Below are 19713 nucleotides of genomic sequence, written 5' to 3' on the forward strand. Positions count from 1 at the left end.
GCTCCCCATTCAGCGGACGATCCCCGCCTTGCTTTCGTACGCACGGATGTCGGCAAGCTCCGGATCGACGATCTTGGCGCAGCCGGCGACGGCCTTCCAGGTCTTGCCGCTGGTGACCGAGGTCCGCAGCGTGTTGTTGGCGTTGTGGCGCGCCGCGTCGGCGCCGAAATACCACGAGCTGCACAGGATATCGCTGTCGAACTTGGTGACGCCGCGCAGGGCCGTGGTGACGCTGTCGCGGTCGATCTTGGCTGGATCGAGCGTCAGCAGCGTTTCGGTGGCGAGGCGCGCGGCGAGGTAGCCGGCCTGGGCGAAGGTGTCGCGTGGCACGTCGGCGGCGGCGTACTTGTCCATCACCGCGAGCCAGTTGGCATTGTCGGCCTCCTTGGAGTCGAGCGGCTGGAACTCCATGTTGACCACGAACTTGCCATCCCAGGCCGCTCCCAATGCGCCGGGCACATCGTTGCTGTAGCCCGACGCTGCGGAGCCGAACTTGATCTTGTCGATCAGGCCCTGCTGCTCGGCGGCGACCATCAGCGGCAGCATCACGCCCTTGGGCATGCCGAGGATGATCGAATCCGGCTTGGAGCTCGCCGCCTGCAGGATGGTCGAGTTGGCGTCGGACGAGCCGGGATCGACCAGGATGGTCGAGGACTTCAGGCCGTTGGCCTTCGCCCAGGTCTCGATGCCGTCACACGACCAGGCGCCGACATTGGGAATGTTCGGCGCCACGCAGACGAAGGTCTTGGCGCCATAGGCCTCGTGGATGTACTGCGCGGCGGCGATCGACGACAGCCGCGGCCCGGCGTTGAGCGGCGCGTAGTTCTTGGCGGTGAAGCACTCGCGGGGAACGCCGACGCCGGCGATCACCAGCGTGTTGCTGGCCTCATAGCCCTTGGCATTGGCGGCGCACTCCACGAAGCTGGAGTTGCCGACCATCGCCACCACCTTCTGGTCGTCGACCAGCTTGGCGCGCAGCTGCGCGGCGGTCTCCGGATTCCACTGGTCGTCGCCGATGATGTAGTTGACCGGGCGGCCGTTGATGCCGCCATTCTCGTTGACGCATTTGAAGTACGCTTCGGCGGAACGCGCCGAGGCGCTGAAGTCGTCGGGGCCGGTCTTGCTGACGATGGCAYCGATGTTGATCGGCGTGCCGCTTGCCTTCTGACCGTTGCCCAGTCCGCACTTGAGCGCGGCGGCCTGGCAGTCGGCCATTGCGGCGAAGCCGATCAGGCTGGCCGCGGCAGCGGCAGCCGTCGTGATTGAACGCGATAGACGCGGCATCAAAGGTCTCCCCCTCAAATTGCCCGTGACGGGCAGTGTCATGACATCGCTGAAAGTGCGTGGCGTCGGCGTTCACTGCGACGATCGCCCGGTTCCGCCGGACGCGCGGTGGTCCTGCGACGGAAAGTCCCACCAGCCTAAATTCATCGGGGAGGCGAGGGGAACGCGGCGCCTTGATCGGGCGGGAATGATCATTTGACCAGAAGGGATTTGGACCATGCCTGAGGCTACCGAGCCCCGGAACAGCCATCTAGAACAACGCCACTGCCGATTTGGACAATTCAGGAGACCGTGACCGATGCCGGAGGCTGCAACGAGCGAATTTTGGCGTGATCTGAAGCCGATCACCAAGGTGTTTCAGCCCGATGCGCTGCCCGAGGTCTATCTCGCCAACGCACCGACCGACGACGAGCGCTACTACGTGCCGTTCACCGACACCGTGTTCTCGCGGCCGCTGTGGATCTCGCCGAGCCAGAACAAGTGGTGCGACATCCTGATGGCCAAGAAGGCCGGCCTCGTGAACCGCCACTATCACCCGCACGAAGTGTTCGCCTACACCATCTCGGGCAAGTGGGGCTATCTCGAGCACGACTGGACCGCGACCAAGGGCGATTTCGTTTATGAGACGCCGGGCGAAGGCCACACGCTGGTCGCCTATGAGCATGACGAACCGATGCGGGTGTTCTTCCAGGTCAAGGGGCCGCTGATCTGGCTCGACGACAACGGTGAGCCGAACGGCTACTTCGACGTGCACCAGTACATCCAGATGTGCCGCGACCATTACGACAAGGTCGGCATCGGCGCCGACTACGTCAACAAGCTGTTTCGCTGACGGCGGGCGGCGAGGCTTCGGCCTCGCCGCGGCCTGCAATCGTTTGATCGGAGCGCGGCGTGCAGCGCCGGCGGGGAGAGTTGTGATGGGTTCGCTGAACGGCAAGACGTGTATCGTGACGGGCGGCGCCGGGAGTCTCGGCGTCGCGGCCGCGCGCCTGTTTCTGAAAGAGGGCGCGAAGGTGATGCTGCTCGATCGCCGCGAGGCCGAGCTGCAGCAGGCCGCGGCGACGCTGGCGTCAGCCGACGTTGCCGGCATGGCGGTGGATGTCACCGACCGCGCGAGCGTCGAAGCCGCGCTCGACGCCGCGGTGGCGCGCTTCGGCAAGATCGACGTGCTGTTTTCCAACGCCGGCAATTTCGGCACGGTGCGGCCGATCGCCGAGTATCCGGAGGATGTGTTCGACGCGGTCTATGCGGTGCATGTCAAGGGCGCTTTCCTGATGTGCAAGCTCGCCGCGCCGCGCATGAACGATGGCGGCAGCATCATCATCACCTCGAGCGTCGCCGGCACCCGCGGCGATCCCGGCGTTTATGCCTATATCACCGCCAAGCATGCCCAGGTCGGGCTGATGCGCTGCCTCGCCAAGGAACTCGCCGGCCGCCGCATCCGCGTCAACACCATTCATCCCGGGCCGATCGCCAACGATTTCCAGCAGCGGGTGGAAGATGATCTCAGCGAGATCATCGGCCGCAACGCCACCGAGTTCTTCGACAGCCAGATCCCGCTCGGCCGCCACGCCTCGCCCGACGAGGTCGCCAAGTCCGTGGTCTACCTCGCGTCCGACCAGAGCAGCTTCACCACCGGCGCCATGCTGATGGTCGACGGCGGCATGAGCGCGTGAGGGTCGAGCGTTGACGTAGTGTCGTTGTTGGTGCCCTAAGTCATACCGGCTGCAGCTGCATGCGCGCCCCTTTCTCCTCATGGTGAGAAGGCGCGCCAGCGCCGTCTCGAACCATGAGGCCGAGGCGCACGCCACTCCGCGCTGCCCGGGCCTTCATCCTTCGAGACGCGGCTGCGCCGCTCCTCAGGATGAGGGGAGAGGAAGGGGCTGCGCCTCGTCACAGCCGTCATTCCGGACGACGCGAAGCGGCGATCCGGAATCTCGAAGCTTCGGCAGGGTGAGCGGTCGAGATTCCGGGTTCGTCGCGGAGCCTGTCATCGGGCCGCGCTTTGCGCGGACCCGTTGGCGACGCCCCGGAATGACCGTGGAGTGGCATCGGGCCTGCAGTTTTTCGCTTCGCCCACCTCTCCACAAAAAGATGCCCGGCACAAGGCCGGGCATGGAGGGAGGAGCACGCTTGGAGAGCCTCAGGAAACGGCGCGGCGGAGCGTGTGGCCGCCGGGCCGGAGCTGGTCCAATAATCCTCAGTCGGCAAAGCCGATGGTCGGCAGGTCCACCACCGAGGAGCCGCCATCGACCGGAAGCATCGCGCCGCACACCATCGCCGCCTCGTCGGAGGCGAGGAAGCAGATGACATTGGCGACCTCGTCCGGCTCGGCCGGACGCCGCATCGGCACGTTGCGGGTGACGAGCTGGTAGGCCGCTTCGATCGAGGGCAGGCGATGCTTCTCAATGATGACGTCCATCTCACCGTCGGCCATGTCGGTCTTGACCCATCCCGGGCACACCGCATTGGTGCGCACGCCGCGCGGGCCGAAGTCGCGCGCCAGTGACTTGGTCAGGCCGACCAGGGCATGCTTCATGGTGACATAGCCCGCCACCTCGGGGCCGGCGAACAGGCCGGCAAGCGACGACACCACGACAATGTTGCCGCGCCGCTTCTGCAGCGACGGCAGCGCCGCGCGCGCGGAAACGAAGGCGGTGTCGAGGTTGGAGTGAGTGGCCTGACGCCAGGTGGCGTCGTCCATCTCCTCGACGGTGCCGAAGCCGTGGCCGCCGGCATTGGCCACCAGCACGTCGAGGCCGCCGAACGTGTCCATGGCGAGTTCGACCGCGCTGCGCATGTCGCTGCCATCGGCGGCGTCACCGACGGCGACCAGCGCGCCGGTGTCGGCGGCAACCCGCTCCAGCGGCTCCCGGCGCCGGCCCATGACGATGGCCTTGCCGCCGTCCGCTTGGAAGCGGCGGGCGACGGCCGCGCCGATGCCCGTGCCGCCGCCGGTGATCAGTGCGATCTTGTTGGCGAAGCGCATGGCGAATCCTCTCCGCTCAGAGCGTGTGGACGGTGGTGTTGACGAGCTTGCTGACGGCGCCGACCTGGAAGTTGCTGACACTCGAGAGGCTGTCGTCGGCATAGCCGAAGATCTTGCCGGTGGTCTTCATCTGCTCGAGATCGACCAGCACCGCGCCGAGCGTCGGCACCACCTTTTCGCGCCAGATGAACAGGTAAAGCCTGTCGGCGATCTTGATGTAGTGCGCGCGGTCGACGTCGGCGAGGCCTTTTTCGGCGCCGGACAGGCAGTGCCAGGCGTAGCGGTGCTCGTTGAGATAAATGTGCTCGTAGACTTCGTGTGGATTGTAGCGATGCTGCAGGCGGATGCCGGTCAGCTCGGTTGTCGCGGCATGATGCGCGGCGGCGGCGGTGAACGGCTGGTCGATCGAAGCGAACTGGATGTCGGCGCCGACGGACGTCAGTTCCTGCTGCTGCTGGGCCTGGCGGAAGATGCTGCGGTGGGCGACCTCGCCGGCCGGCAGTTGTGCCACGACCGAGGTGGCGACCTTGCGGTCGAGGTCGAACACCAGCGACACCGAGGCCGGCGGGCGGGCGTCGGGCAGCACGAAGTCGACAAAATAGATGCCGGGCCGCAGGCAGGTGGCGAGGCAGTGGCTGTCGCCGCTGCCGGCCGCGCCGTTGAAGTTGATGGCGCCGTCCTTGCCGAATGTGCAGGTCGCGGTGCGGCCGTCGGCGAAGTGCAGGGTGATGGTCTTGCCGTCGAGATCCGCCGAGCGCACGAGATTGTTGTTGTCGGGCGCGAAGCTCTGCGCCAGGGCGCCTACGGAAATCCAGTTGGTGGCGTCGGCAGAAGCGTTGGTCATGGTCACTCGTCGGTCGATGAGGGGGAGGTGAAGTCGGTGAGCATCTCGCCGAACACGCGGTCGTAGGTCGCGATGTCGTCGAGGGTCGTGAATGGCGAGACCAGCGCCATGTTGTGGAACGGCGTCAGCAACACGTTGCGGTTGGCGAAATAAAGATGACTGAGCAGCTCGATGTCGTCGGAGCGGGCGCGCGCGGCCTCGCCGCCGCTGCGCGGGCGCTGTGGCAGGTAGAGATACTCCACCCGCGCGCCCATTCGCGTCACATGCCACGGCAGGTTGAACTGCGCGATCCGCCGCGCGATGACCTTTTCCAGCGCCTGCGCCACCATGGTCATCTGGCGGTAGCTCGCCTCCGTGATCACCTCGTCCAGCGAGGTGCGGATGGCGCGCAGCGTCAGCGCGTTGGCGGCCAGCGTGCCGCCGAAGCCGTAGTGGTTGATGCCGGGGCCGGCGGTGATGTGCTCCAGCGCCTTGCCGAGGTGCTCGCTCATGCCGTAGACGGCGCTGGGAATGCCGCCGGCCAGCACCTTGCCGAGCACCACCATATCCGGGTCGAGGCCGAGCGCGCCGGTGCCGCCGGACGGACCCATGCAGATGGTGTGGGTCTCGTCGATGATCAGCAGCGTGCCGGCCGCGCGGGTCAGGCGGCGCAGGCCGTCGTGGAAGCCGTCGACGGCCGGCACCATGCCGATGTTGGTCATGTGCGGTTCGGCCAGCACGGCGGCGACGTCGCGGTCGGCGAGCGCCGCCTCGAGCGCGGCGAGGTCGTTGAACTCCACCACCTTGGTGGTGCGGTTGAAATCGACGCCGTTGGGATTGACGCCGTGCTGCGGCCGCATCGCGCCGTCGCGCAATTCGACCTGCGTCTCGTCGACCGAGCCGTGATACTTGCCGTTGAACACCAGCACCTTGTCGCGGCCGGTGATCATCCGCGCGATGCGCAGCGCGAAGCGATTGGCTTCGGTCGCCGAGGTCGCGAGCTGCCAGTACGGCACGCGAAAGCGCCGGCCGAGCTCGCGGCTGACCGCGATGGCGTCGCGGGTCGGCAGCATGTAGGACGCGCCCTGGGTGATCGCCTCGCCGATGCTCTTCGCCAGCGCCGGATGGGCGTGGCCGAACATGCAGGCGGAATCGCCGAGGCAGAAGTCGACGTAGGTGTGGCCGTCGACGTCGGTCAGCCGCGCGCCCTGCGCGCTCTCGGCGAAGATCGGGAACGGCGTGCCCCACTGGCTCATCCAGTGCAGCGGCACGCCATGGGGCATGTGCTGCAGCGCTTCCGCGTGCAGCTGCTGCGCCCGCGGCCGTTGTTCCCGAAATTTCCGCTCTTCCCGGGCGCGCAGTGCCGCCAGAGTGTGCGGAGCGACACCATGTGTGGCGTCGCCGTCTGCCGATAGCGCCATGCCGTCCTCTCAAGCCATGGTTGCCATGATCGGGAGAAACGGCCGGGATCGCCATCAGCCGAATGGTTGATCGGGACGCCGTGCTCGACAAAGGGCACTGTCAGTCAAGCGTGGCCCGCAAATTGCTTGACTGAGCCAGCCGCGTACCGCAGCGTTCGCCCCAACGGGTGCATGAAGAATCCCGGCGGAGGAGAGTTGGAGGGCACCATGGACATGATGACGGACGTCGTGGATCCGGCGGCGGAACGGACCATGCAATTCGCCAATGACGTGCTGGAGGCGAGCGGCGCAGCGTTCTACCGGGTCAACCCGGACATGACGCTCGGGAACTTCTTGTTGCGCGGCGTGCCCATGGATTTCCATCGTCAGTATGTCGAGCGAATGAACCGCTTCGATCCGCTGCATGTGCGCAACATGCAGGCGACCCGCCGCGGTGTGGCCCGCCTCACCGACGAGATCGCCGCGACCCATACCCCGGATGTCGCGACCTACCGTTCGTTCTCATGCCATTTCGGCATCGGCGACATGATCGAGTTCTTCTTCCGCCAGGACAGTCGCATCGTCGCCGGCATGAGCGTGATGTGGCGGGACGGCACTCCGGTTCCGGACAGCGCCATGACCATGGCGGCCAAGATGCACGAGTACATGGAGTTCACGCTGCTGCGTGATGCATCGCTGGAAACCCTCGACCGCAAGGTCACCCGCTATGGGCTGACGGGGCGGGAGCGCGAGGTCATCGACCTGTTGTGCTGCGGCCGCACCAACCGCGAGATCAGTGCCTGCCTGGAAATTAGCCTGGCGACCGTCAAGACCCACCTGCTGCATATCTTCGAGAAGCTCGGGGTGGAGAACCGCTCGGCGGTGGTTGCCCTGATGTCCCGGTTCCACTGAAACGGCGGCCGGAGCCCTTGCCGGCTGTTGCGGAATGCGCCGTCCCGGTGCCGCGGTTTGCGGCTGGCTTCGCAGTTGGTCTTGTCATGTTGCAGCGCGGTCGTCCACCGAACGGTTGATTTTCAACCGGGCCGGCCGCGCTGACACTCGTGCAGGTTCATCAAGGGTAAAATGCCATGTCGCAAACGGACACCTGCGCCTGCGCCCCGGCGGCGGAAAAGGCCCTGGGGGTCGGTCATCCGCTCGATCCGCTGTCGCTCCGGGAAATCGAGCTGGCCACCAGCCTGCTGACGGCCAACCAGAAACTCGGCCCGGAAACGCGCTTTGCCATGGTCCATCTGGCGGAGCCGACCAAGGCGGAGCTCGCGGCCCATGCCGGCGGCGCAGCGCTCGCCCGCCGGGCTTTCCTGCTGGTGCTGGATGCACGCACGGGTGCCGCCCACGAGGCCGTAGTCGACCTGACGGCCGGGGCGGTCAGCCAGTGGGCGCGTCTGCCCAACGATGCCGCGCCTTACGGCCAGCCGCCGGTCATGCTCGAGGAATTCGCGCGCTGCGAGCAGATCGTCAAGGCGGATGAGGGCTGGCGGCGGGCGATGCGCCGCCGCGGCCTCACCGATGCCGACATGGAGCTGGCGCAGATCGATCCGTTCTCGTCCGGCTTCTTCGGTCGTGACGTCGAGAAGGGCCGCCGCATCGTTCGGGCCGTCAGCTACTATCGCTCTCACCTCAAGGACAACGGCTACGCCCATCCGATCGAGGGCGTGGTCGCGGTCGTCGATCTCGTCGCCAACCGTGTCACCGACCTCGTCGACGACGAGGTGACGGTGCCGATCCCGCGCAAGAACCGCGACTACAATCGCGAGTCGATCACGGAGACGCGCACCGACATCAAGCCGCTGCACGTCGTGCAGCCGGAGGGCGCGAGCTTTTCCGTGGATGGCTGGGAGGTGTCCTGGCAGCGCTGGACTTTCCGTGTCGGCTTCACGCCGCGCGAGGGCCTCGTGCTGCACCAGCTGTCCTACGACGACAAAGGCAGGAAGCGCTCGATCATCCATCGCGCCAGTGTCACCGAGATGGTGGTGCCCTACGCCGATCCCACTGCCAACCACTACTGGAAGAGCGCGTTCGACGCCGGCGAGTATGGCCTCGGCAAGCTCGCCAACGCGCTGGAGCTGGGGTGCGACTGCCTCGGCCATATCCGCTATTTCGACATTCCGGCGGCCGACGACCTCGGTCGCCCGTTCGTGATGAAGAACGCGGTGTGCATGCATGAGGAGGACTACGGCATCCTGTGGAAGCACTATGAGTTCCGCAACAACACCTATGAAGTGCGCCGCTCCCGCCGCCTGGTGATCAGCTTCTTCGCCACCGTCGGCAATTATGATTACGGTTTCTACTGGTATCTCTACCAGGACGGCACCATCCAGCTCGAGGCCAAGCTCACCGGCATCATCCAGACCGCGGCGGTGGCGCCGGGGTCGACCTATCCGTGGGGCGGCATGGTCGATGACGGTCTCGGCGGCCCGACCCACCAGCACTTCTTCAATGTGCGGCTGCACATGGATCTCGATGGCGGCGGCAACAGCGTCACCGAGCACGAGTTCGTGCCGCGGCCCTGGGGCAAGGACAATCCCTATGGCAACGTGTTCGACACCACCAGCCGCACGCTGCAGCGCGAGCGCGACGCCGCCCGCATCGCCGACGGCGCCACCGGCCGCTACTGGAAGGTGATCAATCCCAACCAGAAGAACAGCGTCGGCAAGCCGACCGGCTACAAGCTGATCGTGCAGCCGAGCCCGCTGATGCTGGCCCAGGAAGGCAGCACCGTGCGCCATCGCGGCGGCTTCGCCACCCGCCATGTCTGGGTGACGCGACATGACCCCGCGGAGAAGTATGCCAGCGGCGACTATCCCAATGTCCATGCCGGTGGCGACGGCCTGCCGCGCTACATCCAGCACAACCGCGACATCGACAACCAGGACATCGTGCTGTGGCACTCGTTCGGTCACACCCATGTCTGCAAGCCGGAGGATTTTCCGGTGATGCCGGTGGAATATGCCGGCTTCATGCTGAAGCCGAACGGCTTCTTCGATGCCAATCCGGCTATGGACCTGCCGGCCGAGCGCAACGCGCGCAGCGTCGACGGCCGCGACGCGAACGGCCATTGCTGCAGCTGACCCAGCACAATCCGGCGCCCGGGCGGCGCCGGATTGCGGCCCGCCGTGGCGGCGGAGCTGCGACACATCAGCCATATGGTTGATTGTTCGTGACGCGCCGTCGGCAATGATCTGATGACAGTTGGACAGGACGTTTTTCCCATGGTGCAGGAGTCTCAAGCGGCCGACCTCGTGATCCGGAACGGCCGCATCTACACGGTCGATCGGTCACGGTCGTGGGCGAGCGCGGTCGCGATCAAGGGCGGCCGCATCATCGCGGTCGGGTCGGAAGCCGATGTCACGTCGATGATCGGCAAGGCGACCCGGATTCTCGACCTGCAGGGCCGCATGGCGATGCCCGGCATCGTCGATGTCCACAATCACATCATGATGGGCGGGCAGGCCGATCTCTACGAGACGCGCTTTCCCTCGACGCTGAGCATTCGCGACATCGCCGACCGCATTGCCGCGGCCGCCGCCAAGGCCAGGCCCGGCAGCTGGATCGTCGGCGGCCAGTGGGGCACCGATCAGCTGGGCCGCATCAACACCGCCGAGGCGCTGGCGCTGCTCGATGCTGCCAGCGGCGACAATCCGGTGCTGCTGCGCGACGACACCTACCACAACCGCTGGGTCAACTCGGCGACGCTGAAGCTCGCCGGCATCACCCGCGATACGCCGAACCCGGAGCAGGGCGAGATCGGCCGCGATCCCAACACCGGCGCGCTGACCGGCGTGATGATCGAATCCGCCTCCGGTCTCGTCGAGCGCGCGCTTGCCGAGTCCGGTCACTACACCGCCGAGATGGACCGCGCTGCAGTCGCCCGCTCGATCGCGCTGCTCAATTCCTACGGCGTCACCGGCTTCCTCGACGCCGCCAGCATGCAGCCGATCCTCGCGGCGCTGAAAGGTCTCGACGATCGCGGCGAGCTGACCGCGTGGTCGGTCGCGGCGATGCCGGCGATCGAGCCGTCGTTCATGTTCGGCCTCGCCGGCGATGCGCTGTTCGCGCTGCGCGAGAGCTATCGCGGCGTCCATGCCAAGCCGGACTACGCCAAGATCTTCCTTGATGGCGTGCCCGGCGCCAAGACCGCCGCGTTCCATGAGCCTTATGTCGCCGATCCCATCCATGGCTGCTGCTTCCGCGGCACCACCATGCTGACGGTGCCGGATCTCGTGCGCTGGGTCGGCAAGTGCGAGAAGCAGAACATCGCGGTCAAGATCCACTGCGCCGGCGATGCCGCGGTGAGCCAGGCGCTCGACGCCATCGATGTCGTGCGCAGCTTCAACGGCCCGACCACGCTCGTCCACCACATCGCCCATGCCAGCTATATCGCGCCGCAGGACATCGCGCGCTTCGCCGCGCTCGGCGTCGCCGCCGACCTGTCGCCGATCATCTGGTATCCGACCGTGTTCCTCGAGGGCCACAAGGCGGCGATGGGCGAGGAGCGGGCGACGCGGTTCTGGCCCAACAAGAGCCTGCATGAGGCCGGCGCGCTGATCGCCGGCGGCTCGGACTGGCCGGTGGTGCCCAACCCCGACCCGTGGACGGGCATCGAGGGCATGGTCACCCGCCAGAATCCGTCCGGCGAGTTTCCGGGCCAGTCGCTGTGGCCGGAGCAGGCGCTCGACCTCGCCACCGTGCTTGAGACCTACACCATCAGTGCGGCGCGGGCGATTGGCCTTGGCCGCACCACCGGCTCGATCGAGGTCGGCAAGTCCGCCGACATCATCGTGCTCGACCGCAACGTGTTCGAGACGCCGAGCGACGAGATCGCCGACACCCGCGTGTTGACGACCTTGTTCGAAGGCCGCATCGTCTACGAGCGGGGCTAACCGCATGGCCGCCGCCGAGCTCATTCCCGTCACGGTGCTGACCGGTTTCCTCGGCAGCGGCAAGACCACGGCGCTGAACCACCTGCTGCGGCAGCCGGCGCTCGACGGCACCGTGGCGATCATCAACGAGTTCGGCGAGGTCGGCCTCGATCATCTCCTGATCGAGACCAGCGAGGAGCGCTTCGCGCTGCTCGACAATGGCTGCATCTGCTGCACGGTGCGCGGCGACCTCGTCGAGACGCTCAAGGGCCTGCTGCGCCGGCGCGATGCTGGCGAGCTGCCGCGCTTCTGCCGCATCCTGCTGGAAACCACCGGCCTCGCCGATCCGGCGCCGGTGCTGCATACCCTGATGGCCGATCCTGACATCGCGGCGCGTTACCGCATCGACGGCATCGTGGTGACCGTCGACGCGGTCAATGGCGAGGCGACGCTGCGCGGCTATTCGGAAGCCGCCAAGCAGGTCGCGGTCGCCGACCGCCTGCTGGTCACCAAGACCGACCTCGCCGAGCGTGCCAAGGTCGAGCGTCTGACGGCGCAGCTGTCCTGCCTCAATCCCACGGCCGACGTCCTGCTGGTCCGCGACGGCGTGGTCGATCCGGCTGATATCCTCGACATCGGGCTGTTCGATCCGGCCGCGCGCGGCGCCGAGGTCGTCGCGTGGTTCGCGCGCAGCGCCTCGGCGCGCGCCGCGGGCGCGACGCATCACCATTGCCATGGCGCCGGCTGCACCGATCCGTCCCATCATCATCACGGCGGCGCGGCGCACGGCCATGGCGGCGGCCATCACGGCGTGCAGTCGTTCAGCCTGCTGATCGACGGCCCCGTCGCCTGGGAGCCGTTCGCGACCTGGCTCGACTATGTCGCCTCGCTCAAGGGCGAAGATCTCCTGCGTTTCAAGGGCCTCGTCAACGTCGCCGAGAAGCCCGGCCAGCCGGTGGTGGTGCATGGCGTGCAGCATGTGTTCCATCCGCCGAGGGATCTCGACGCCTGGCCGACCGACGACCGCACCACGCGGCTCGTCTTCATCGTGCGGGATATTCCGCGCGAGCTGATCGAGCGGACTTTGTGCAAGTTCGCCGCGATCGAGCCCGCGCGGCTGCGCCAGCCGGCGGGCGCGCGCCACGACAGCCGCCGGCAGTTTGAGACAATCTGAACGACGACAAGCATCAGGGGGAACGACAATGAAGCATTTGAGAACGATCGCGATGGCGGGAGCGGCCAGCCTCGGATTTCTGGCTCTGTCCGGGCAGGCCTTTGCGGCCGGCCCGACCTGCGCGGGCGGCACGATCAAGGTCGGCGCGGTGTCGACCGTGACCGGTCCTGCCGATTTCAGCGAGGTGCCGAAGGCGACCGCGGCGGCATTCGACCAGCTCAATGCCGCCGGCGGCATCAATGGCTGCAAGATCGACTACACGATTTCCGACGACAAGGCCGATCCGCAGGTCGCCGCGCAAGCCGCGCGCGACCTCATCGACAACAAGGAAGTGGTGGGCATGGTCGGCTCCGCCAGCCTGCTGGAATGCCAGGTCAACGGCGCCACCTACAAGCGCAAGAACGTGATGTCGGTTCAGGGCCTCGGCGTCGACGCCGCCTGCTTCAACTCGCCGAGCATCGCGCCGGTCAATGTCGGTCCGTTCGCGCTGTCGACCGCGGTCAGCTATTACGCCACGCGCTCGCTCGGCACCAAGAAGCTGTGTGCCTTCTTCATCATCATCGGCGGCACCCAGGAAGCCTACAAGGCAGCGCTCGCCAACTGGGAGAAGATCACCAGCCAGAAGATCCATCTGCTGGACCTGACGCTGCCCTACCAGGGCGACCTGACGCCGTATGTCATCAAGGCGCGTGACGCCGGCTGCGACGCCGTGATCAACAACTCGGTCGAGCCCGGCGTGGTGCAGTGGGTCAAGACCGCGGAAGCGCAGAAGATCACCGGCATCAACTGGCTGTTCCTGGCGCCGGGCTACACCGAGCAGGTGGCGAAGGCGCTCGCCGACACCAACCAGCCGGTCTATGTCGGGACCGAGTGGGAGCCCTATACCGAGACCGGCTCGGCGGCGAACAAGGAGTGGATCGCGGCGATGAACGCCTCCAAGCGTCCGCTGACCGCGTTCTCGCAGGGCGGCTATCTCGCAGCGCAGGTGTTCATCGACGTCGTCAAGGGCATCGACGGCCCGGTGACCCGCGACAGCATCACCAGCGCGCTGCTCAAGATGAAGCCGGCGAAGTATCCGCTGGCGGGCTCGCCCTACATCTTCGGCGAGGACAAGACCCATTCGCCGATGCAGTCGACCAAGATCATGAAGCTTGATCACGGCGCCTGGAAGGTGCTGACGCCGGAGTGGGTGGTGCTGCCCGTCATGTAAGCATGGACGCCCGTTCACGGGCGGGGCAAGCTCTCGATTGACGACAGGGCGGCGGCATGTCCGCCGCCCAACCTCTACGGAGTGACGATGAATGCTCTCCTGACATCCGCGGTTGCGGGACTGACTGCGGGTGGTGCCTATGCGCTGCTCGGCGTGTGCTCGGTGTTCACCTATCGGCTGGTCGCGGTGATCAACTTCACAGCGGCCGCGATCGGCGCCGCCGGCACGTTCGTGCTGATCGCGCTGAGCGAAGCCGGCATGCCGCTGTTTCCGGCGGTGCTGCTCGGCCTGGTCGCGGGCGCGCTGATCGGCGTCACCATCGGCTTTGTGATGACGCGCTGGTTCGCCGAGGCGACCGCCTCGAGCAAGGCTGCGGTCACCGTCGCGCTGCTGGTCGGCATGGTGGCGTTCGGCCTGCGCGTCACCGGCGGCCAGCATCCGCATCATTTCCCGGACCTGTTCCCGGGCTCGGCGTTCCGCCTTGCCGGCGTCGAGGTGACGAATGCGTCGGCGCTGACCATTGCGCTCGCGTTCCTGTTCACCATCGCCTCGGACCTGTTTCTCAACCGCACCCGCACCGGGCTGCATCTGCGGGCGCTGTCCGAGCGGCCGATGGCGGCCGAACTGATCGGCGTGCCCGTGCAGCGCCTCGCGCTGCTGGTGTGGGGCATCACCGGCGCGGTGACGACATTCTCGCTGATGCTGATCGCGCCGCAGCGCTCGCCGGACTTCATGTCGCTGAGCCTCTTGGTGGTGCCGGCGCTGGCGGCAGCGCTGATCGGCCTGTTCCGCAGTTTCTGGATGACGCTGATCGGCGGCATCCTGATCGGCATGATCGAGGGCATGACCAGCGTGTTCGGAAGTCTCAATCAATACCGCGGCGCGGTACCGTTCCTGATCATTCTGGCGGTGCTGTTGTGGCTGCAACGGGGAGCCCGCTGGGATGAAGCACGCTAGTTTCCGCTCGAGCCTGGTGATCGTGCTCGCGGCGATTGTCGCGGGGGCCATCATCGTCGGCGTGCTGCCGGGCTACTGGACCTATCTCGCCACCTCGGTGCTGATCTCGGGCGTCGCGCTGCAGAGCATCGGCCTCGTGTCGGGCCGCACCGGCATGATTGCGCTGTGCCAGATGTCGTTCGCCGGCGTCGGCGCCTGGACGGTCGGCTGGCTCAACGTCGCCGAGGCGCCCGGCGGCCTGCCGCTGTGGATCCTGATCGGCGGCCTCACAGCCGTGCCGTTCGGTGTCGCCATCGGCCTGCCGGCGCTGCGGCTGCGCGGCATCAATCTCGCCATCGTCACGCTCGGGTTTGCCACCGCCTTCGATGCCGTGCTCGCCACCATCACCTTTCCGGGGCAGACCTCGTTTACCTCGGTGGTGCGGCCGGCGCTGTTCGACAGCGATGGCGGCTACTTCATCTTCGCGCTGATCTTCTACGTCATCATCGCGGTGGCGCTGGAATTCATCAGCCGCGCCCGCATCGGCGCGACCTGGCTTGCGGTACGCCACTCCGAGCGCGCCGCCGCCGCCCACGGCATCAGCATTCCCTATGCCAAGCTCACGGCGTTCGCCATGAGCGCGTTCATCGCCGGTGTGTCCGGCGGCCTGCTCGCCGGCTATCTCGGCACGCTGGTGGCCGACAACTTCAACATGATGAGCTCGCTGGCGCTGTTCGCGGTGGCGACCATGGTCGGCGCCCAGTTCGCCGAGGGCGCGCTGATCGGCGGCATCATGATCACCGCGTTCCCGGAGATCCTGCGCCGGCTCGACCTCGGCCAGGACATCGGCAACGTGCTGTTCGCGTTCGGCGCCACCCATGCGCTGAGCGCCGGCGAGACGCTGAGCGACGCCTGGCGGCGCGCAATCCGCAAGCGGCGGCTGCGCAACGCGGCGGCGGTCGCGGGCGCGGCGACGCCGCAGTTCTCGCTCGGGCCGCGCGTCAGCGGCGGTACGCTGGAGACGCGCGGGCTCACGGTGCGCTACGGCACCGTGGTCGCGCTCGACAAGGTCGATCTCGTGGTACCTGCGCAGTCGGTCACCGGGCTGATCGGGCCGAACGGCGCCGGCAAGTCGACCCTGATCGATGCGGTCGCCGGCTTCCTCGATTCCTATTATGGCAGCATCATGCTCGACGGGCAGGCGCTCGAAGGGCAGGCGGCGCATCTGCGGGCGCGCGGCGGCATCCGTCGCACCTGGCAGACCACGCGCATCGCGCCGGAGCTTACGGTCGGCGAGTATATCCGCCTCGCGGCCGGTGCATTGTCGGATGCCGATCTCGAGGCGGTGCTCGCCTGGATGGGGTGCCCGCACCGCGATATGCTGGTGGCGGAAGTTGATGTCGGCACCCGCCGTCTGCTCGACGTCGCCGGCGTCGTCGCGTCGCGGCCGGCGCTGGTGCTGCTCGACGAGCCGGCCGCCGGGCAGTCCTATGACGAGACGCTCAAGCTCGGCCGCCATATCGCCGAGATTCCCAAGCTGTTCGGATCGTCGGTGCTGCTGGTGGAGCACGACATGGATCTGGTGCGAACCGCGTGTTCCACCATCAACGTGCTGGATTTCGGCCGCCTCATCGCGACCGGCCCGACCGCGGTCGTGCTCGACGACCCGCGGGTGCGCAAGGCGTATCTCGGCATCGAGGAAGGCAGGACGGTGGCGGCATGAGCAAGCTCGAGGTGTCCAGGGTCTGTGTCGACCGCTCCCATCTGCCGGTGGTGCGTGATGTCGACCTCACGGTGGAGAGCGGCACCATCAGTGTGCTGCTCGGCGCCAACGGCGCCGGCAAGACCACGCTGCTGGAGGGGCTGTCCGGCGTGATCCCGATCGCCAGCGGCCGCATCGTGGTCGATGGCCGCGAGGTGCAGCGCGTGCGTCCCGGCGAGCGCGTGCGTGCCGGCCTTGCCCATGTCGAGCAGGGGCGCACCGTGTTTCGCCAGCTCACCACCGACGAGAACCTGCGCGCCGGCGCGCGTTCGGCGGAGGTGCTGGAAGAGGCCTATGAGCTGTTTCCGGAGCTCCGGCCGCGCCGCCAGATCAAGGCGGGGCTGCTGTCCGGCGGCGAGCAGCAGATGCTGGTGATCGCCCGCGCGCTGGTCGGCAAGCCCAAGATCCTGCTGGTCGACGAGATGTCGGCGGGGCTCGCGCCGGTGATCGTGCGCCGCCTGATGACCACGGTCCGCCAGCTCGCCGACCAGGGACTCGCGGTGGTGCTGGTCGAGCAGTTCGCCGAACTCGCGCTCGCGATCGGTGATCGCGCCTATGTGCTGCGGCGCGGCCAGATGGTCTATGACGGTTCGTGCAGCGAGCTGCGCGAGGCGCCGGATCGCTTGCATCAGCTATACCTCGGTGCCGCCAGCAGTCACGCGGCCTGACGGCATCGCCGTTTCCGCCAGGCCGCGATCCGCGCCACGGTGCCCCGAGGGCAATTTCGTGCACGTTCGGCATGCGCGCCGCGTTCTGGCGGGAGGCGCGCTCGCCGTGCTATGTCCGCGGGCCCGCCGTGCCTGATCGCCCGGGCCGGATCGCAGCCCGCACGAGGACATCGCCGATGCCGAAGACCGTCGTCGCCATCCGTCACGTTCATTTCGAGGATCTCGGCACCTTCGCGCCGGCGCTGGCGGATGCCGGCTACACCATCAGCTATCGCGATGCCGGTGTCGACGACCTCAGCGCACTCGCGACAGAGGATGTCGACCTGCTGGCGGTGCTCGGCGGCCCGATCGGGGCTTATGAGGACGACAAGTATCCGTTCCTGGTCGACGAGATCGCCTTGATCGAGCGGCGGCTCGCCGCCGGCCGGCCGACGTTCGGCATTTGCCTGGGCGCGCAGCTGCTGGCGCGGGCGCTGGGCCAGCGGGTCTATCCCGGGCCGGCCAAGGAGATCGGCTGGGCGCCCGTCACCCTGACGGAGGCCGGGCGCGCGGGGCCGCTGCGTCACCTCGAGGGCGTTGCGGTGCTGCATTGGCATGGCGACACCTTCGACCTGCCGGACGGGGCCGCGCGGCTCGCCTCGACGGCGGTCTGCCGCAATCAGGCGTTTTCCATCGGCGCCAATACGCTGGCATTGCAATTTCACCCCGAGGTCGAGGCGCGCACCTTCGAGCGCTGGCTGATCGGCCACACTTCCGAGCTGACGCAGGCCGGTCTCGCCCCGGCGGCGCTGCGCGCCGACACCCGCGCGCTCGCCCCTGCCGCCGACCGCCATGGCCGCGCCTGTCTCGATGCGTGGCTGCAGGGGCTGGGCGTCTGAGCGGGCAGGGCGCGGGCCACGGGTTCCCATGGCCGGGGCTGAACGGGTGGTGACAGGCCGCCCGATCTGTCGCTAGTCTGGCCTCCGGCGAGGCGCGGTCACCCGTGTCCGTCGCCCAACGATCATGGGGGGATGAGCGGGCCGGACGGTGCATGGCGCCGTCGCGGCGACGTCTGCGGCCCGGTCGTGATCGCTTGCCGCCACCGACGCCCGCGAGAAAGGCACTTCATGACCCCTGCAGCCTCCGCCCCTGACGCCGTATCGCCGATCGAAGCCGAGACCATGCGCCGCGTCGGCTGGCGGATCGTGCCGTTCCTGATGCTGTGCTACTTCATCGCCTTCGTCGATCGCGTCAACGCCGGCTTCGCCGCGCTGCAGATGAACAAGGATATCGGGTTGACCGCGGCGGCGTTCGGGCTCGGCGGCGGCCTGTTCTACATCACCTATGTGATCTTCGAGATCCCCAGCAACCTCGCCATGGAGAAAGTGGGGGCACGGCTGTGGATCGCCCGCATCATGATCTCCTGGGGCATTGTCTCCGCCTGCATGGCGCTGGTGGTCGGTCCTTACTCGTTCTATGCGGTGCGGCTCTTGCTCGGCGCGGCGGAGGCCGGGTTCTTTCCCGGTGTCATTCTCTACCTGACCTACTGGTTCCCGGCGGCCTATCGCGGCCGTATTGTCGCGATCTTCATGGTGGCGATCCCGATCTCGAGTTTCCTGGGATCGCCGATCTCCGCCTCGCTGCTGCAGATGGATGGCGCTCTCGGCTTCCGCGGCTGGCAGTGGATGTTCGTGCTGGAGGCGGTGCCGGCCGTCGTGCTCGGGCTGGTGTCGTTCGCGGTGCTGCCGAATTCGCCGGCGAAGGCGACATGGCTGACGGCGCCGCAGCGCGACTGGCTGGTGGCGCGGCTCGCCAGCGAGCGCGCTGCCCCGGGCAAGACGCAGGGCCACCTGTCGCTGTGGCAGGTGATGACCAACAAATATGTGCTCGCTGCCTCCCGGATCTATGCCGGCGCATCCGGCGCCAGCCAGTGCCTGTCGCTGTGGCAGCCGCAGATCATCAAGTCGTTCGGCCTCAGCAATATCGAAACGGGGCTGCTCAACTCGATCCCGTTCGGCATCGCCTCGGTGCTGATGATCCTGTGGGGCCGCAGCTCCGATGCGACGCGTGAGCGGCGCTGGCACACCGCGATCCCGCTGTTCCTGCTGGCGGCGAGCCTTGCGGTCGCGCCGCTGACCGGCTCGCTCGCGCCGACCATCGCCATCCTCTGTGTCGCCGTCACCGCGACCTACATCGTCAAGGGGCCGTTCTGGGCGCTGGCGACGGAATGGATGTCGGCGGGCGTCGCCGCGGCGGCGATCGCCCAGGTCAATGCCATCGGCAATCTCGGCGGTTTCTTCGGCAGCTATCTGCTCGGCGTCATCAAGGATGCAACCGGCAGCTATGCGCTCGGCCTGCTGCCGCTCGCGGGCTTGTCTGCGGTAGGATGCGTGCTGGCGTTGCTGCTGGGGCGCGGCACGCCACGAGAGCCAGCCGCCGGGCTGACCTCCGCGCACTGAGCGCGGGCGCCTGTGCGACAGGCTAGAGCGTTTTCGAGCGAAGTGGGCACCGGTTCGCGTGAAGAAAACGCGTCAAAACAAATAACTGGAGCGCGTTCGTGATTCCATCAAAAGCGAACGCGCTCTAGTGTCCCGGTTCTAACATTCGC

General features: G+C 67.2%; 15 protein-coding genes and 2 pseudogenes. 13 read left to right on the forward strand and 4 right to left on the reverse strand.

Annotated elements, in window-relative coordinates; translation table 11 throughout:
• Positions 1-46: 46 nt before the first annotated feature.
• Positions 47-166: pseudogene (locus AB4Z37_RS15845) on the forward strand (hypothetical protein); the annotation flags it as partial.
• Here the strand turns inward: AB4Z37_RS15845 and AB4Z37_RS15850 are convergent.
• Positions 145-1326 (reverse strand): annotated as a pseudogene (locus tag AB4Z37_RS15850) (ABC transporter substrate-binding protein); the annotation flags it as partial. The pseudogenes AB4Z37_RS15845 and AB4Z37_RS15850 sit on opposite strands and share 22 nt — an antisense overlap.
• 256 nt (positions 1327-1582) lie before the next feature.
• Here AB4Z37_RS15850 and AB4Z37_RS15855 point away from each other — a divergent pair.
• Positions 1583-2116 carry a 2,4'-dihydroxyacetophenone dioxygenase family protein gene (locus AB4Z37_RS15855; RefSeq protein WP_441517699.1) on the forward strand — a complete coding sequence of 178 codons (534 nt, stop codon included), beginning with the start codon at positions 1583-1585 and terminating at the stop codon, positions 2114-2116.
• A gap of 85 nt (positions 2117-2201) precedes the next feature.
• Positions 2202-2960, forward strand: a complete 759-nt coding sequence (locus AB4Z37_RS15860; protein WP_441517700.1) for an SDR family NAD(P)-dependent oxidoreductase — start codon at positions 2202-2204, stop codon at positions 2958-2960.
• Positions 2961-3484: 524 nt separating this feature from the next.
• Here the strand turns inward: AB4Z37_RS15860 and AB4Z37_RS15865 are convergent.
• Genes AB4Z37_RS15865 through AB4Z37_RS15875 form a run of 3 tightly spaced genes read right to left on the reverse strand, consistent with a single transcriptional unit; the run spans position 3485 to position 6517 of the window.
• Positions 3485-4273 carry an SDR family NAD(P)-dependent oxidoreductase gene (locus AB4Z37_RS15865; protein ID WP_441517701.1) on the reverse strand — a complete coding sequence of 263 codons (789 nt, stop codon included), beginning with the start codon at positions 4271-4273 and terminating at the stop codon, positions 3485-3487.
• A 16-nt stretch (positions 4274-4289) separates the two neighbouring features.
• The gene (locus AB4Z37_RS15870) at positions 4290-5117 is read right to left on the reverse strand and encodes a MoaF C-terminal domain-containing protein (protein WP_441517702.1); all 828 of its coding nucleotides are present in this window, start codon (positions 5115-5117) and stop codon (positions 4290-4292) included.
• A 2-nt stretch (positions 5118-5119) separates the two neighbouring features.
• Entirely contained in the window at positions 5120-6517 is a 1398-nt protein-coding gene (locus AB4Z37_RS15875) for a transaminase (protein ID WP_441517703.1), read from the reverse strand.
• A 207-nt stretch (positions 6518-6724) separates the two neighbouring features.
• Here AB4Z37_RS15875 and AB4Z37_RS15880 point away from each other — a divergent pair, with 207 nt between their 5' ends.
• The 10 genes from AB4Z37_RS15880 to AB4Z37_RS15925 all read left to right on the forward strand — a co-directional run bounded on the left by AB4Z37_RS15880 (position 6725) and on the right by AB4Z37_RS15925 (position 19564).
• Entirely contained in the window at positions 6725-7408 is a 684-nt protein-coding gene (locus AB4Z37_RS15880) for a helix-turn-helix transcriptional regulator (protein WP_441517704.1), read from the forward strand.
• A 176-nt stretch (positions 7409-7584) separates the two neighbouring features.
• The gene (locus AB4Z37_RS15885; protein ID WP_441517705.1) at positions 7585-9585 is read left to right on the forward strand and encodes a primary-amine oxidase; all 2001 of its coding nucleotides are present in this window, start codon (positions 7585-7587) and stop codon (positions 9583-9585) included.
• Positions 9586-9726: 141 nt separating this feature from the next.
• Entirely contained in the window at positions 9727-11397 is a 1671-nt protein-coding gene (locus tag AB4Z37_RS15890; protein WP_441517706.1) for an amidohydrolase, read from the forward strand.
• Between the two features lie 4 nt (positions 11398-11401).
• The gene (locus AB4Z37_RS15895) at positions 11402-12550 is read left to right on the forward strand and encodes a CobW family GTP-binding protein (protein WP_441517707.1); all 1149 of its coding nucleotides are present in this window, start codon (positions 11402-11404) and stop codon (positions 12548-12550) included.
• A gap of 28 nt (positions 12551-12578) precedes the next feature.
• Complete coding sequence (locus tag AB4Z37_RS15900; RefSeq protein WP_441517708.1) at positions 12579-13760, forward strand: ABC transporter substrate-binding protein; 1182 nt, start codon at positions 12579-12581, stop codon at positions 13758-13760.
• An 87-nt stretch (positions 13761-13847) separates the two neighbouring features.
• Positions 13848-14717, forward strand: a complete 870-nt coding sequence (locus tag AB4Z37_RS15905) for a branched-chain amino acid ABC transporter permease (protein WP_441517709.1) — start codon at positions 13848-13850, stop codon at positions 14715-14717.
• The gene (locus tag AB4Z37_RS15910; protein ID WP_441517710.1) at positions 14704-16419 is read left to right on the forward strand and encodes a branched-chain amino acid ABC transporter ATP-binding protein/permease; all 1716 of its coding nucleotides are present in this window, start codon (positions 14704-14706) and stop codon (positions 16417-16419) included. The genes AB4Z37_RS15905 and AB4Z37_RS15910 overlap by 14 nt, the downstream gene beginning before the upstream one ends.
• Complete coding sequence (locus AB4Z37_RS15915) at positions 16416-17126, forward strand: ABC transporter ATP-binding protein (RefSeq protein ID WP_441517711.1); 711 nt, start codon at positions 16416-16418, stop codon at positions 17124-17126. Before AB4Z37_RS15910 ends, AB4Z37_RS15915 begins: the two co-directional genes overlap by 4 nt.
• 176 nt (positions 17127-17302) lie before the next feature.
• Positions 17303-18004 (forward strand): glutamine amidotransferase, encoded by a 702-nt coding sequence (locus AB4Z37_RS15920; RefSeq protein ID WP_441517712.1) that lies wholly within the window; start codon positions 17303-17305, stop codon positions 18002-18004.
• A gap of 228 nt (positions 18005-18232) precedes the next feature.
• On the forward strand, positions 18233-19564 hold the full coding sequence (locus AB4Z37_RS15925; protein WP_441517713.1) for an MFS transporter: 1332 nt from the start codon (positions 18233-18235) through the stop codon (positions 19562-19564).
• Positions 19565-19713 lie beyond the last annotated feature (149 nt).

This window comes from Bradyrhizobium sp. 2TAF24, from assembly GCF_052115025.1.
In the GTDB taxonomy this organism is placed as follows: domain Bacteria; phylum Pseudomonadota; class Alphaproteobacteria; order Rhizobiales; family Xanthobacteraceae; genus Bradyrhizobium_A.